Genomic DNA, 15,648 nt, shown 5'->3' with positions numbered 1-15,648 from the left:
TTATACGTTATCTCCTGCTCTCATGATCTCATCAAATACATTCTCTACGCCGTTTATATAGCGGTCGATTGAGAAATTATCAATTATACGCTCTCTGCCTTTTTCCCCATACCGGATCCTCATATCGCGGTCCTCTATAAGCTTGGAGAGGGACTTGCTGAACGATGAAATGTTTCCAGAGGGTATCAGATAACCCGTCTCTCCGTCAACAACAAGCTCTGATACTCCGGCTGCGTCAAAGGCAGCGGCCGGCTTATTCATGAGCATCGCTTCAAGAAGGACCCTCGGGAATCCTTCTTTTTCCGAGGTCATGGCAAATATGTCCATAGAGTTAATATAAGAAAGAGCATCGGATTGGAAGCCTGTAAAGATAATTTTATCTTCCATCCCTTTTTTCTTCACAAGCTTGAGCAGATTATTTTTTTCAGGCCCCTCGCCGACTATCATGCATTTCACAGCCTTATCTGTTTTGCCTGACGCGATTGATAAAGCTTTTATCAGGCTGTTCAGCCGCTTTCTTCTGATCAGCGAACTGACCGTCCCTATCAGGATGTCATCATCGCTGATATTACAGCTTCTCCTGACCTCCCCCGGCGATACCCGGGGACTTAACGAAATGTCTATTCCATTATATACAACCGTACATTTTGAAGGGGCAACTCCCTGCTCTATGAAGGAATCCCTGACTCCTCCGGAAACGCATATGATTTTCGCGAGCTGTTCATTTGCGGCTTTTATCTCAAAGGCATTCAATGTTGTTTCAATACGGCTGTGCTGCAGCGCCGGTATGCCGCTGATCCTTGAGGCGATGATGCCTTCAAGGTTGGATGACGGCTGATTATTCAAATAGAGCAGGTCAGCCCTCATCTCTTTTAATATACCCGCTATCCTTCCGGCATTTTCCCTGATCCGGCAAAGGTAGTCAATGCGGAAGACAAGATTTTTTCTGAGCTTTTTATTAAAAAAGAAGAGAGCCTTTATGATCTCCTTGAGAAGCTTTACCGGACCCGCCTGTTTTTTTTGCCTCAGCAGGATGAATTCTATTCCGAGCTTTTCGATCTCTCTCTTTATATCGGAATCACCGCCTTTGTTGAAGTTGTAATAAAACAGTGCGGTGAAATGATATTTCTCCCTGTCAGCTCTCCTGAGAAGCTCGATAAGGCTGTTTATCCCGCCTCCCCATTCTTTGCCTGTATCGAGGATAAGGATCTTTTTTATAGGCATGTTATTTAATGGAACCCATTGATGCGTTGATCACATATTCGGCGAGCTTTTCACTTCCAAGCCTGTTCTTCGCAAGTTCATATCCGTTATGCGCGATCCGGGCGCTTAATAAAGGGTTATCAAGGTAGTATTTTGCAAGCTTCTCGAAATTCCCCAGATCATTATCTATAAAGACACAATTCTCGCCGTCTATAAGGTTGAACGCAAGCTCTATGGAGGGACGGGTCACAAAAAGAAGTGTTCTGCATAACATAAGTTCGTAATGCCTGTTGCAGTCCCATCCCCGGCCTTCAAGGCTCAATGATATCTTAGACCTCTTTATCTTTTCAAAGTATTCCGCCTTGCTCAATTTCCCATCTTTTGTGGTTGCAATATTATACGTTTCAGATAACTTATCCAGGAGAGGCAATATCTTTATTCTGCTGTAGCTTGAATATAAACCGCATAAATGTGAGATATCTATATCACGCTCTTCATATGGCCTGACGTCATCAATGTCGGTCCATAAGGCTATAGCGCTGCTGTTGTAAGAGAGCCATACGGGCCTTAGTTTTCGGGCCAACTCCAGTTTCTTCCGGTCCTCAAGTCTTAAAAAGAAGAATATTAAACTTAAAAATCTGTCAAACGGCAGCTCTCTTTTAAAGTATAAACTGCAATTTTCAAGCAGGTCGAAATCTACCGGCCATATGCACTGGTTGTCCTTGTCGTCAAAGACGATTACCGGCGGCAGTTTGATCCCGGCATGGATCCAGTCGCTGACTATTGTGCCGCCCATCCTGTACTTGTTTGAAGCCAGTGAATATTTCAGCCTCCTTGATATCTTTGATAAGGCCCCGTGCTTCCCCCCGTTGTAGTCAACATAACAGACCGTTGTGATGATCATGCCGTATTCACCCGACCTCAGTTTTTTTACCATATCCGAATATTCGGGATAGGAGATCCTGTCGTAACCGGAGCTGTGAATATATTCAGGCGTAAAGTCGTGGCGTTGTTTAAGTATATCGGGGAAATAGTCAAAATCCGCGCCTGTTTTGTGAAGCCCGGCGACCAGGCTGTTAAATCCCGTGGAGTATTCCAGGCTGTTCCATTTATAAGGCCCGATGACAAGTATCTTCATAAGAGGTTCTTCTTTATAAATAGCCTATATTTTCTTGCACAGCCAGACAAAATGAATTGCAAATAACGATTCCAGGAATTCAGGGATATGGTGATGTATCCTCTTCCTTTTAAAGATCGTGCGCCAGGGCTCTATATCGACAAAAGGGATATGTCCCTCCGAATTCCTTTTTACGATCTCAAATCCGCTGTCATTCAGTATCTCCTCAAAATGCTCCTTGGTGAAAAAACGGTAATGAGTTCCTTCTGTTCCAAGCCTGTCCCCTTTTAACGCCCTCCAGCGGCTTATATAGAACGCGTGATTGGGCGTAGATATCAATAAGTGCCCGCCTTTTTTTAAAGCGCGGTGTATCTCTTTTAAATAAGCCTCAGCCCTGACAATATGTTCAACAACCTCCAGCGTATTTACAAGGTCCACGCTCTCATCTTTTAACGGGAGAGGGTCGTTGAAATCAATATTGTATATCCTGTCAGGCCATTGAGTATAATGCCTTATCTCATCCAGAACGGATTTGTCAAAGTCTGCGGCAATGATCTTTGTTAAACCGAGTTTTTTAAATAAGTTCAATGATAGATGGCCGTTACACCCCAGTTCCGCTATCACACTGTCCGGGCCTAATTTCATTGCCTTTAATAAATTATAAGCGTACAGGATGTGTATCCTGTTGTGATTATATTTTAAATACTTCAGGATATATTCTTCCGAACTGTCCTTGGTCGGCGCGTCCAGCCATATTTTTGAAGACAAATTGTTCTCCTTTTTTCTAATATTCCGATAATTATTCAGTTCTTCTGAGCCTCAAAAAAGTACCCTAACGTAAAGTTCTTGTTGCTGTCCAGCCGGTCAAGCTTCAGAAATACAGGGGCCAGCATATATGTGAAAGGCCATCTTAACAGCCGCATCAACGGCTTTCTCAGCGGCGCAGGGAGGGCATGCCCCTTCTCTATCTGATCCGGGATACGCCCGAGAAGGTAGGCGATGAGCGTGAAACAGCCTCCTCTTTTTTCTGTCTCAAGCACGATGAATCCGTTCTTCTCAAGCAGCTCTTTCATAGAGTACTGCGTGTACCGGTAGTAGTCATGAGGATCGAGGTGCTCTCCAAAGCAGAGCGGGCTTGTGATAAGCAGCCTCCCGTTCTTCTTCAACACCCTGTTCATCTCTTTAAGAAGAAGGTTGCCGTCTTTAACATGCTCTATTACCTCAATACACATCATATAATCTATAGATGAGTCATCGATCGGCATATTGAGTATGTCAGCCACTATATCAATCCCCTCATTGCTCTCCTGCTCAAGGCCTATATCGATGGTTATATATCTGTTGTTCGGGAAAAACTTTCTGTAATGGCCGCTTCCCGCCCCCACATCAAGCACGGTCTTTCCGTTCTCAATATCCATTTCGAACCGTTTTATCCTGTTGTCAATTAAAAAGCGGTTGATATTTTTATATTTCTTCAGGCCCATATTCTCCGGAATGATCAGGACTCTTTTGCCTTGTGTCTGTCAACTATGCCCAAAACGGCATCATATACTTCATCCACGCTGATATTCTCCATGCACTTCTGGTACCTGCATTTTTTACTGATACATGGATCGCAGGTCCTCTCTTTTCTGATGACAATATGTTTATCAAGGCCGTAATAAGGGCCTGACCTCTCCGGGTCTGATACGGCAAACAGGGCGATAACAGGGGTCTCAACTGCCGCCGCAAGGTGCATTATCCCCGTATCTCCCGTTACAAGCAGTTTCATGCATTCAACAAGTGATGGCAGGTATTTTAAAGGTATTCGGCCTGAAGATACAACAACATTCTCACCTATGGCGTCAGCGATCTTCCTGCAGAGGGCATATTCTTTTGGAGAACCTGTTATTGCTATCTTCAGTTCAGGGTGTGACTTGATAAGCCTTTTGCCCAATTCAATAAACCTCTCTGCAAACCACATCCTGCTTATGGTCGAGGCGCCGGGCTGGAACCCTATCAGTGTATCTGCATCATTAATGGAGTTGTCCCGCAGAAACTTTTTGATAAATGTATCTCCGTCATTTAATATCGGCAGGGTCATCTTTTTATCGGTGATGACGCAGCCTGCCAGCTCTGCAACTTTCAGCCTCTGTTCTACCCCGTGGCCGAAGGCCTCCGGGCGCGTGATCTCTTTGCTGTTTGAGAGGAGAAATCTGTATTCGCTGGTGTTTGGAAGTTTGATGATGAACCTTGCTCCCGAGAGATAAGCCATAGGCGTAGCCTGCGGCTCATTTCCGTGAAAGATAAGCGCAAGGTCAAGATCCTCTTTACGAAATGCCCTGATGGTTTTGAAGAACTTTTTATACCCCCCGTAATACGGGATGATGCCGTTGATATGCGGATTGTTCTGAAAGAGCTTCATATTGGCAATGTTGAGGTGCGCAATGATCTTTGCTTTTGGATAGCGCGCTCTAACCGCTTTTATCGCCGGTGTTGAGAGAAGAGTGTCGCCTATCGCGGTTGAGGAGACGACGAGAATATTTTTTATTGCATCAGTATCCAGGTCTTCAATGCCGGACTCTCTCCTGTCAAGCGCCTTGAGGAGTTTCATTGTTACGAAGAGCAGGCCGTCGGCTAAACTGAGTCTCATCTCTTCCTGATCTTAAGATATAATTTGGAAAAGGCCGGGCTTGTGTAAGTGAAGATCATCTTTTTGAACCAAAGTATATTATCCCTGACATTTATCCGCTTGATCAGAAACGGGTCATCTCCGGGCCTTGCCACGCCGTGGTCAACTGTAAAGAGGGCCTCGTAGCCCGCTTCTTTCGCAATCTTAACGGATGTTTCATTGTAACTGCCGTAAGGCCAGCAGAGGTACGGGCACGGCATCTGCAGCCTGCTCTCCATGATCTCTTTAGAACCTTTCAGCTCTTCTGCCAGCTCTGCTTCGGAAAGCTCGGCGCACCTTCTGTGGCTTTTTGTATGGGAGTAGAACTCGATCAGACCGCTTTCATACATCTCTTTGATCAGCTTCCAGTCAAGTACCACCCTGCCTGCTTCTCCGTTCGATATCAGTTTTTTTGATCCATCATGGGTCGGGACAGCCGCGCTGATGCTTTCTGAATTTGCTGAAGCGTTCTCGGTCCGGTCTGTGATGATAAAGACGATCGCGTTGAGCTTATATTTTTTCAGGACAGGGAAGGCGTAAATGTAATTATCAAGCCAGCCGTCGTCAAAAGTGACCACAACTGATTTGTTGTCCGGTACCAGGTTCCCATTGATATAAGATCCCAGTTCTCCGGCCTTTAAAGTCCTGCAGCCGCGTTTCTTCAAATGCTTCATCTGTTCTTCAAATACTTCAGGCCTTATAGTGACCATATCACCCTTGTGAGGGTTTATGTGGTGGTACATGAGCACAGGAACAGGGCGTATCATATCTTCTCCTTAAGAAGTGAAGAATAAAGTTCGAACATCTTTCCGCACATTATATCTGTTGTGAACGACTCTTCTACCATCTTCTTTCCGTTAAGCGCCATAGCCTTTGCGGCAGTATCGTGCGTGAGCATCCTCAATACGGCATCAGCAAGCGCAGCAGGGTCTTCAGGCTTCACGAGATAACCGTTCACTCCGTCTTTTATAACTTCATTCACTCCGTTGACGTTGCACCCTATCACAGGTTTGCCCATGGCCATCGCTTCAAGAAATGATGTGCCGAGCGCCTCCTGCATGGTGGGGAGCACAAAGATATCAAAGAACTTCAGGATATCCGGGATGTCATTTCTTATGCCTAACATGAAGACCTTATTCTCCAAGCCCATCTCGTCTATCCTGCTGCGGATATTATCACGCTGCGGGCCGTCGCCTGCAAAGAAGAATAGCGCGTCCGGAAATTTTTTCAGAATAAGCGGGATCGCTTCAAGCAGGATATGGTGCCCTTTCTTTCGTCTGAGCACAGAGACGGTTCCCACTATGCGCGTTTCAGGGCTGATCTCAAGCTTCTGCCTGAGGTGGTCATTTGCGTTTTCAGGATTGAACCTGGTGATGTCAACGCCTGTATGAACAGCAGCCACCTTCTCCGCCGGTATTCCTTCACTTATGAGATACTCTCTTACATGTTCACTTACCGTAACTACCTTATGGGCGAGGCGATTATATGTAAATGTTGAGGTAATGGGAAGCGCGAGATGCCTTGTCCTGACAATTAGCGGCTTATTGCGTGAAAGCCTTCCTGCTGTTCCGGCAATGAGGCTGTCCCTGCCGCTGTGGGTATTGATGATATCCACTGCATCTTTTCTTATGATATCCAGAATATGTTTTAATGCAAAGATATCATAACTCTTCTTCATCCTGCACCTTCTCACCTCGATGCCTTCTGCTTCAGCCTTCTTCCCTATAACGCTCTCAGGCTGGCACAGGATGATGACCCTTGCGCCAAACTTCCTGAGGCCGAGAGACTCGTTCAGCGTCCGGTTCTCCTGGCCGCCCCAGCCGGTTGATGATTCTGTATGAAGAAGTGTGAACATTTATTTCCTTATCGCCTCAAGCTTCTTATAGAGCACCGCCTTCACCTCTTCAGGCGTTATCTCATCAAGGCATCTGCTCTTCTTGCTGCCCTTGCACCCGTCCTTTCCGCATGGTATGCAGTCATCTGTTTTTTGTATCACTGTATGCATTCCGAATGTCTGAATACCGTTTCTTTTCAAATATGGTTCTTCTTGTTCTGCCCTGTAGTTATTATCCCACGGCCCCCAGTGAAATGCACCGCTCGGCCCGAAGAGCGCCACAACAGGCGTATTGACCGCTGCGGCAATGTGCATAGGCGCGGAGTCGACTCCGAAGAAAAGGCTGGAGACTTCTGAGACAGCGCCGATCCCCTTGATCGATGTTCTGCCGCAGAGGTTTATTAAACTTCCGGTATCTTTGGCAGAGGCCAATGAAATAATATTCTCTGCCTTTTCCATCTCCCGCCTGTCAGGCGATGATGTGAGAATGACCTTTATCCCCTTTTGGATCAGCCATCCTATAATCTCAGCCATGTACTCGTCCTTCCAGCATTTAAAGAGCCATCTGGATGTCGGGTGTATATGCACTATGATGTCATTCCGGTCTATATTACACTTTTCAAGGATTTTCTTAATGGGCTCTCTTTCATTCTGCGGGACATGGAAATCCACTGAAAGGCCTGCTGTATCTATGCCGAACTTTTTAACAATATCCATATTTTGCAGCACAGTATGCTTTCTGCTGTCAGGTTTTGACGTGTTTGTGTAAAGGAATCTCTTTCCGGCAAAACCCTTGCCGGTTTGCATGCCGATCCTGTATCTTGCCCCTGAACAATAGGATGCCACAGCTGCCCTGTCGCCGCCCGTGAGGTCAACCGTCATATCAAACCCTTTTGCCCTCAGCATCTTCAAAAAGGCCATTTCTTTTCCGATGCGTTTCATCGAAGTCATATCTTTTATCTTTCTTTCAAATGTAATGACCTCACTTATAAGAGGGTTTCCTGTGAGCACATCTTCAGTCCCTTTGTTGGCCAGGACAGAGATCTTTGAATCAGGAAAGGCCTCTTTCAGCGCCCTCATCACCGGCGCCGTCAGGAGCACATCCCCGATATGCCTTAGCTTTATGACCAGTATCTTTTTTACGTTTTTGAACATTTATTCTTGCGCGCCTGAGATGAGCGCGACGATCTTATCGACCGCGTCTTTGATCGGGTATCTGGCAGCCTTGTCTCTTGCGTTTTGAGACATATCTTCATTCTGTGACAATACAGAACTTATCTTCTCTGCAATAAGCTTGTGATCGGCCGGGTCCTTTACGACATAGCCTTCCACCCCGTTATCTATCAGTTCGGATGCTCCGTTGTTCGATGTTGTTATGACCGGCAGCCCGGATGCCATCGCCTCAATGGTTGCGTTGCTGAAAGGGTCGTATATCGTAGGCAGGACAAAGATATCGGCAGCGGCGTAGAGTTTTGTAATATCCTTTTCCGGCCCCCAGAAGATGACATCTTCTTTTATGCCCAGCTTGTTTGCCGATGAGATATGCCTCTTCTTTGCATCTTTGCCTGCGACGAGGAGCTTGACGCCTTTGTCTTTCATTAATGAAAACGCCTTAAGCAATACAGGCAGCCCCTTCCTGTCAAGGTCAGCACCTGCGAATAAGATGACCTTCCTGCCTTGCAGGCCCATTGAATATTTCAGAGCGGCTTTTTTCCCGTCATCAGCGGGTTGAAACTTCTCAAGGTCCACTCCGTTATATATCACATGTATCTTTTCAGGGGGGATCGAATAGTTCTTCGTAATGTCCTTTTTGACCATGTTGGAGTTGGCTATTATTATTTTTGAGTTCTCAAATGTCTTCTTCTCAAGATACAGAAGCATACGGTGATGGGGATTAACGGCAAAGCTTATTCTCTTGTGAAACGGCTCGTATTTCTTTCTTTTATTAAGCCATTCCTTATGGCATCCGTCACCGGCCCTGTAAATATCGCCGTAACCTGTGCGTTCAAAGCTGACGACAGAGTCAAAGGCCTCTTTCTCCAGGAAGCTCTTTATATTCATTGAGAATAGAATGTTTGAAAGTAGAGACGGGCTTGAGATGGTTCTGATATTATGGGCCTGGAACTCTGTCTCTGACCAGTCACCTGCGCTCAGGATATGTATGTCATGCCCTTTATCCGACAGGCCTGCGGCAACCTGCCTCAGGTAGTTTTCAGCCCCGCCGTAAGGCGTGTAATTTTTTCTTATCAGCGCTATCTTCATCTGTATCCGTATGCCATAATGATTTGTTTTTGACAGGTCATTGCTGTATTATAATAAACTGTATTATAAAGCTTTTTCGCAATAAAGCTGAATTAAAATAAAATGATCAGTGACTATTTAAAAAAGAGAAAGAGGATAGCGATCGTCGGACTGGGGTATGTCGGCCTGCCGCTTGCGAGTCATTTCAGCAGATATTTCGATGTGATCGGTTTTGATCTGAAAAAAGAGAGGATCGCCGAGCTGAAGAAAGGGATGGACAGAACAGGTGAAGTATCCTCAGCAGACCTGAAGTCATCCGGTATGGAATTTACTTGTGAAGCAGAGCGGCTTAAAGCTGCGTCAGTAATAATCGTTGCCGTTCCTACGCCTATTGATGAGTTCAAGATACCTGACCTTCTGCCGCTTAAAGGGGCTTCCGAGATAGTCGGCAAAAACATTCAAAAGGGGTGCATCGTTGTATATGAATCAACAGTCTACCCCGGAGTCACTGAAGAATATTGCGTGCCGATAATTGAAAAAGAGTCGGGACTGAAGTGCGGCAGGGATTTTAAGGCCGGCTACTCTCCTGAGAGGGTCAATCCGGGAGATAAGAAGCACGGCATATCAGGCATTGTAAAGGTTGTTTCCGCGCAGGACAGCAAGACCACAGAGTTGTTAGCACTTCTTTACGGCAAGGTCGTCAAGGCGGGGATACACAAGGCTCCTGATATAAAGACCGCAGAGGCAGCAAAGGTCATTGAGAATATTCAGAGGGATCTTAATATAGCGCTTGTCAATGAACTCGCCATCATATTTAACAGGATGGGGCTTGATACCAATGCCGTTTTGGAGGCTGCCGGGACAAAATGGAACTTCCTGCCCTTCAAACCCGGCCTTGTCGGAGGGCATTGTATCGGCGTTGACCCGTATTATCTGACATTCAAGGCGCAGGCGATGGGTTATCACCCTGAGGTTATCTTGTCCGGCAGAAGGATCAATGACAATATGGGGCGTTACATCGCAGGAAATACCATAAAAGAGCTGATCAAGACCGGCCGTTCAGTAAGGAAGAGCAGGGTTTTGATCATGGGGCTTACCTTTAAGGAGAATATCGGCGATATCAGAAATACAAGGGTCGTAGATATATATAATGAACTGAAGAGTTACGGGATGGAAGTCTTTGTCCACGACCCTCATGCCGATCCGAAAGAGGTGTCAGAAGAATACGGCATTTCGCTTCTTGATAAACCGGAAAGCGGGAAACCTTATGACGCGATCATCCTTGCGGTAAAGCACGACGCATATATTAAATATACGATCAGCAAGCTTGAAAAGATGTGCGGGAAGAATCCTGTCTTAATAGATGTGAAGACATTTTTTAATAAAAAGCAGATTGCGAGATCAGGCTTTAATTACTGGAGGCTATAATGAAGACTATATTGGTTACAGGCTGTGCCGGCTTTATCGGATGGAAGGTATCACATACACTGCTCCAGAAAAATGTGAAGGTCATAGGCGTTGATAACATGAACAACTATTATGACCCGAAGTTGAAGCACTGGAGGCTCGGTATACTTAAGAAATTCCCTGACTTTACTTTCTACAAAGTTGATATCGCAGACTACAAGAAGTTGAGAGAGGTATTTAAAAAACATAAGATAAGCGGAGTCATCAACCTTGCCGCAAGGGCAGGGGTGAGGGCGTCTGTTGAAGACCCATGGGTCTATCTCGATGCGAACACTAAAGGGACGCTGAACCTTCTTGAGTGCTGCGTTGAGAACAAGGTGAAGAAGTTCGTGCTGGCATCAACCTCAAGCCTTTATGCTTCTGAAGAGATGCCTTTCAAGGAGACATCAAGGACAGACACTCCGCTCGCGCCTTATTCCGCTACAAAGAAGGCAGCTGAGGTGATGTGCTATGCATATCACTATTTAAACAAAATAGATGTCAGCGTTTTAAGATACTTCACGGTCTACGGCCCTGCCGGAAGGCCTGACATGAGCATATTCAAGTTCATCAAGAATATTGACGCGGGAAAAGCCATTCCTGTATTCGGAGACGGCAACCAGACCAGGGACTTCACTTATATAGATGACATTGCTGACGGCACTATCCGCGCATTAAAGCCCGTGGGTTACGAGATATTCAACCTTGGAGGCGACCATCCTGTAAAGCTTAATTATGTCATTGACCTTTTGGGAAAACACCTCGGCAAGACCGTCAAGGTGAAGCGGCTCAAGATGCATACTGCAGATGTCAGGGCGACATGGGCGAATATCGATAAGACAAGGAAGGTTCTCGGGTGGAAGCCGAAAACATCTCTTGAAGACGGGGTCAAAAAGACTGTTGACTGGTTCTTTGATAACAAGACGATGCTTGATAAGCTGGAGTGGAAAGAATAGTCTCTTACATGGAGTATCTGTCAGCTGATTGCTGAAGCAGCTTGTTTGAAAGCATTTTGAGCCTTATCTTTGTTTTTATATAGTCCAGGCTGCTGATTTTTGTTCTCATTCTTTTAAGAGCTCCGTTGTATATTTCCACTATGTTCGAGTCGATGTAGTTATGGCATTTCAGTTCTGATATTAGCTGCTTATGAGGCTTTCTCTTATCCGCAAATATTGGTGAAAACCTGGAAAAGAAGATATCTCGTGAATGCTCATAAAAGGCTGAATCTATCGGAGTCGCTTTTTTACCATAAAAAGAGTTCCTGTCATGGATATGATAGATAGTAGTAGGCTTTTCACTATAATACTTTGTTGCCCCAAGGAGGCTGCTGCCCCAGATTAACGTGTCCTCTCCCCGTATTCTCCAGTAGTGGTCAAGCCCTTCATTGTAATGCAATATCATTTTCAGTACTTCCCTGTCAAAGGCAAGGCATGATGTATTTGCCCCAAGCCCCCAGTGCGCATAGTATGTTGCAACCGGAGTGGGGCCCCAATATGCTGTTGATCTGAACGGATCTCTTGGCTTTGGCTTTTTCCCTGCAATTGCCAAAAGGCTGTTATTAAATCTCATGCCTATCTTTAAACTGTTCATATCAGACATGACATTTTCAAGATGATCATCAAGCAGTTCGTCATCGCAGTCCAACAGGCATATAATATCACCGGAGCTTTGCTGGAAACCAGCACGAATAACCGATAGCAGCCCTCCATTTTTCTTTGTGACGGCAGAGACCTCTTTGTATGCTTTTGCCCTGGCGTAACTTGAATCAACAGACCCGTCATCAACGAAGATGATCTCGTCAAACTTTCTGGTCTGCTTCAGGGCGCTCGTAATAGCCCGGTCGACATACTGCTCATAGTTATAACAGGCAATGATCAGGGAAGCTTTCATAAGTTTATTAAATAAAGCAGAGAGATGAATTTTTATCTGTCAAAATTTTAATTATCTTATATACAATTATGTGAAAAGCAGGCCTCAACACAAACTTAAAGGTATTTTACCTGAACTTATTCAGGATAAACCGCTTAATGCATTTCATGCAAAACCTGAGAGAGGGATACTCGATCAGTTTGGAGAGGTCTTGATTGTTTTTTATTTTCTTCGCGTAATTCTGCGGATGTACGATATCTGTAATTGGCAATGCCGATATTTTGAATCTGGTCATATCTATCAAGCCTGTTCCGGGTTTCATGAAAAGAAAAATATTCTGCCTGTACCACCATTCAACAGCTTCATTGTCCCAGAGGGTGCTTCGAAAGATGTCAAAGCATTTATAACCCTCAGACCCAAACAGGCCGGCCCAATAAGACTGCCATTGCTCATTGATATGATTTGTGCCTCCCTGGCCCTTTATTGCGGAGCTGAAAAGGACAACATCTGAGGCATTGCATAGTGTCGAAATGAATCTTTTGGCATTATCTTCAGAAATATGTTCTGCTACTTCAACAGAAATACATAGATCGTACCTTTCCCTGATATCGATCTTATTTTCAAAATCGACAGGCGTGAAGTCGATGCCATTGCTCACCAGGGCATCCCGATCTATCCAGCAGCCGTCCATCCCTTTCAGCTTGTTGCTTCCAAGAGCCCCGGCCGCTTTAAGCCAGCTGCCGTTTCCGCAACCGATGTCTATTACTGACAACGGCTGATAAAATTTATACAAGAGGGGAAGAATCGCTTCTGCTGAGCGGACAGAGCCGTCAGAATGGGTGGAATAAAAATCCGAGTTATAGTGCTCACTTAATTTCTTATTCACATTTTTTAGCCAGGGCCCATATAACTACAGGGAAATCATGTTCATTTCTGAGTGAATGAATAATAGAATTGTAATTTGCCCACTTGAAGAAATTAGCTTTTATGCATGCACGATTTCCCCATGAGCCGGTCTGAATATTATCTAATCTGAAGCCGCATTCAGCAAGAAAATATTTTATCCCGGTTTCAGTCCAACGGGAGCAATCAGTTGGAAGATCGTGAATGCGGATAAGAAATGGTGTAGTAATAAGGAAATAACCTCCTCTGTTCAACATCGTATATACGTTTTTTCCGGCACGATAAGGATAAAGCAGATGTTCAAAGACCTGCTCTGCTATTATCAGGTCAAATTTTTCTTCAAGTGCAGACCGGCAGATATTAAACTCAGGATAAGAAACCTGTTTGTAACTTTTAAAAGGTTCTTTCTCTCTCCATCCTGCGCCTGATATCTCGAGAACATCCAATCGGCCGGGCATCAGGTTTTTGACTATCTTTTGTGTCTCACGGTTCATTATAATCCGCGCCCACTGTTCATCAGTGACAATGTTTTTATAGCCGCGCCTGAGTATCGGATAAAAAGGCAGCGGCCTTAAAACCTTATTCAGGATCCTGCTTATACTAAACAATATACAGACCTTGCAAGGTATTTTTGCATAATTTAAGCTGTTTTCCTCAGTACCAGGCCGTTCTGTCCGCCGAATAATTTTCTGCCGTCGGGGCCTTCCTTGTACGATACGAGCTCATCAAGTATCTCAAACCCGGTCTTTTTTGCCAAAGACTTTGCATATGCTAAAGTGACTATGAGATTTGTAACATTGACTTTTGCCGGAAGCTCTTTAAAACCTTTCGGCATGATCAGATGTTCTGAGATCCTGTCTATAAAGTAGAGGGCCTTTGAACTCTTATTCGCTGACAGCATCTTCTTTCTTCCGAAATATATGACCGCAACGCCGCCGGGCTTTAATACCCTGCGGGTTTCCTTCAGGTATTTTTCAAAGATCTCAATCTTTTCAACGTGTTGAAGCACAATGAAAGAATAAACAAGATCAACCGAGGCGTCCTCAAGAGGGATCTCATTCCCGTCAGTTTTGATCAGCCGGAAGTTGCTGACCCCTCTTTTCTTCAGTTCGTTCTCAACTTTTTGGTTGTGTTCATGTATATCAACGCCGATCACATTCCTGAAATGGCTGCTTGCTGCTGCCAGGATCCGGCCTCCGCCATGCCCTATTTCCAATGCGGTCTTATCTTTGGTATCTGATATGAATTGAGAAGAAGGATCAGCGATGTGAAGCATGAAGTCCCTATGGCCTTTTGCAAACGCAGAGTCCTTGTCCATGGCGCTGTCAAACCATGTGAAAAAATCATCGTCAGAGGAAGCTGCCGCCTTTGTTATCTCTTCCTTGAAGCCGACGATATGCCCGCGTTTTTCTATCTCTTTGCCTGTCGCCATTTATATATTTATTTAATGCTGTCCTTCCGGAATATCGTTCTTAATGCTTCATTGATCTCAGTGTATTTGAATTTATAACCCGCATTCAAAGCTTTTTCAGGAACTACCCTCTGGCCTGTAATCAGGATATCAGCGAGTTCTCCAAGCGCCATCTTAATGACAAAGGCGGGAACGGCTATGTATGACGGCCTCTTCATTGCTTTGCCAAGCGCGGTGCTGAAGGCAAGGTTAGTTACAGGATCCGGAGCCGTTCCGTTGACCGGCCCGGATATGGAATTATTTTGAAGCGCGAACTTGATAATTCCGACAATGTCATCCCTGTGTATCCAGGAGAACCACTGCCTGCCGTCGCCGACAGGGCCGCCTAACATGAAATTGAACTGGGCGGACATATGCTTCAGAATGCCGCCGTCTTTTTCCAATACGCCGCCGATCCTTACAAGGACGACTCTTGTCCCCAACTCCTCAGCCTTTAAAGCTTCTGCCTCCCATGCCTTGCATACACCGGCAAGAAAGTCAGAGGCAGGAGGAAATGCTTCATTTATGATCTCATCTCCATGAGGTCCGTAATAGCCGATGGCAGAGGCGCTTATAAGGGCTTTTGGTCTTGGCTCGGCATTTTTCATTGACTCAACAAGCGCGCGCGTCGTCTCAACACGGCTCGACATGATGCGTTCTTTTCTCTCTTCTGTCCACCTCTCAGGAGCGATAGGTTCTCCTGCCAGGTTTATGACCGCATCAATTTTTGAGATTATTTCTGAAGGGATTAAGTCAGGCGGGTTCCAAGTGATCATGTCTTTAGAATCAGAACTGTGCCTGGTTGTAATTATGACATCATGGCCTTCATCCCGAAGCTCGCGCGTGAGTGCCGGGCCGATGAAGCCGCTGCCGCCTGTGATTAAGATTTTCATACAAGGATTGGGGATAACTTCAAGTGTTTACAAAACGAACAG

The 15,648-nt window shown here is 45.3% G+C and carries 16 protein-coding genes; 2 read left to right on the top strand and 14 right to left on the bottom strand.

What is annotated here, in order from left to right; genetic code table 11:
* The 9 genes from HY807_01480 to HY807_01440 are packed head-to-tail and all read right to left on the bottom strand — an operon-like array spanning position 1 to position 9,066.
* Positions 1–1,224, bottom strand: a complete 1,224-nt coding sequence (locus HY807_01480; GenBank protein ID MBI4825082.1) for a glycosyltransferase — start codon at positions 1,222–1,224, stop codon at positions 1–3.
* Between the two features lies 1 nt (position 1,225).
* Positions 1,226–2,341 carry a glycosyltransferase family 1 protein gene (locus HY807_01475; protein ID MBI4825081.1) on the bottom strand — a complete coding sequence of 372 codons (1,116 nt, stop codon included), beginning with the start codon at positions 2,339–2,341 and terminating at the stop codon, positions 1,226–1,228.
* Between the two features lie 24 nt (positions 2,342–2,365).
* Positions 2,366–3,088: a class I SAM-dependent methyltransferase gene (locus HY807_01470; protein ID MBI4825080.1), complete on the bottom strand. Its 723-nt coding sequence runs from the start codon at positions 3,086–3,088 to the stop codon at positions 2,366–2,368.
* Between the two features lie 35 nt (positions 3,089–3,123).
* Positions 3,124–3,804, bottom strand: a complete 681-nt coding sequence (locus HY807_01465) for a class I SAM-dependent methyltransferase (protein ID MBI4825079.1) — start codon at positions 3,802–3,804, stop codon at positions 3,124–3,126.
* 14 nt (positions 3,805–3,818) lie between these two features.
* Entirely contained in the window at positions 3,819–4,952 is a 1,134-nt protein-coding gene (locus HY807_01460) for a glycosyltransferase family 9 protein (protein ID MBI4825078.1), read from the bottom strand.
* Positions 4,949–5,737, bottom strand: a complete 789-nt coding sequence (locus HY807_01455) for a polysaccharide deacetylase family protein (GenBank protein MBI4825077.1) — start codon at positions 5,735–5,737, stop codon at positions 4,949–4,951. The genes HY807_01460 and HY807_01455 overlap by 4 nt, the downstream gene beginning before the upstream one ends.
* A complete protein-coding gene (locus HY807_01450) occupies positions 5,734–6,825 on the bottom strand; it encodes a glycosyltransferase family 4 protein (protein MBI4825076.1) in 1,092 nt (363 codons plus the stop codon). The genes HY807_01455 and HY807_01450 overlap by 4 nt, the downstream gene beginning before the upstream one ends.
* Positions 6,826–7,959, bottom strand: a complete 1,134-nt coding sequence (rfaQ, locus tag HY807_01445) for a putative lipopolysaccharide heptosyltransferase III (protein MBI4825075.1) — start codon at positions 7,957–7,959, stop codon at positions 6,826–6,828.
* A complete protein-coding gene (locus HY807_01440) occupies positions 7,960–9,066 on the bottom strand; it encodes a glycosyltransferase family 4 protein (protein ID MBI4825074.1) in 1,107 nt (368 codons plus the stop codon).
* Between the two features lie 102 nt (positions 9,067–9,168).
* Between HY807_01440 and HY807_01435 the strand changes: the two genes are divergently transcribed.
* Together HY807_01435 and HY807_01430 are read left to right on the top strand one after the other, a co-directional pair.
* The gene (locus HY807_01435; protein ID MBI4825073.1) at positions 9,169–10,473 is read left to right on the top strand and encodes a nucleotide sugar dehydrogenase; all 1,305 of its coding nucleotides are present in this window, start codon (positions 9,169–9,171) and stop codon (positions 10,471–10,473) included.
* Positions 10,473–11,447 (top strand): SDR family NAD(P)-dependent oxidoreductase, encoded by a 975-nt coding sequence (locus HY807_01430; protein ID MBI4825072.1) that lies wholly within the window; start codon positions 10,473–10,475, stop codon positions 11,445–11,447. The genes HY807_01435 and HY807_01430 overlap by 1 nt, the downstream gene beginning before the upstream one ends.
* A gap of 4 nt (positions 11,448–11,451) precedes the next feature.
* Here the strand turns inward: HY807_01430 and HY807_01425 are convergent, their stop codons facing one another.
* From HY807_01425 to HY807_01405, 5 genes are all read right to left on the bottom strand, one after another.
* The gene (locus tag HY807_01425; protein MBI4825071.1) at positions 11,452–12,381 is read right to left on the bottom strand and encodes a glycosyltransferase family 2 protein; all 930 of its coding nucleotides are present in this window, start codon (positions 12,379–12,381) and stop codon (positions 11,452–11,454) included.
* 106 nt (positions 12,382–12,487) lie between these two features.
* A complete protein-coding gene (locus HY807_01420) occupies positions 12,488–13,246 on the bottom strand; it encodes a class I SAM-dependent methyltransferase (GenBank protein MBI4825070.1) in 759 nt (252 codons plus the stop codon).
* The gene (locus tag HY807_01415) at positions 13,239–13,946 is read right to left on the bottom strand and encodes a methyltransferase domain-containing protein (GenBank protein MBI4825069.1); all 708 of its coding nucleotides are present in this window, start codon (positions 13,944–13,946) and stop codon (positions 13,239–13,241) included. Before HY807_01415 ends, HY807_01420 begins: the two co-directional genes overlap by 8 nt.
* Complete coding sequence (locus HY807_01410) at positions 13,904–14,695, bottom strand: methyltransferase domain-containing protein (GenBank protein ID MBI4825068.1); 792 nt, start codon at positions 14,693–14,695, stop codon at positions 13,904–13,906. Before HY807_01410 ends, HY807_01415 begins: the two co-directional genes overlap by 43 nt.
* Positions 14,696–14,703: 8 nt before the next feature.
* Entirely contained in the window at positions 14,704–15,606 is a 903-nt protein-coding gene (locus HY807_01405) for a TIGR01777 family protein (GenBank protein ID MBI4825067.1), read from the bottom strand.
* Positions 15,607–15,648 lie beyond the last annotated feature (42 nt).

The sequence above is a fragment of the Nitrospirota bacterium genome (assembly GCA_016207885.1).
In the GTDB taxonomy this organism is placed as follows: domain Bacteria; phylum Nitrospirota; class Thermodesulfovibrionia; order UBA6902; family UBA6902; genus JACQZG01.
This window is presented reverse-complemented; position numbering and strand designations above follow the sequence as displayed.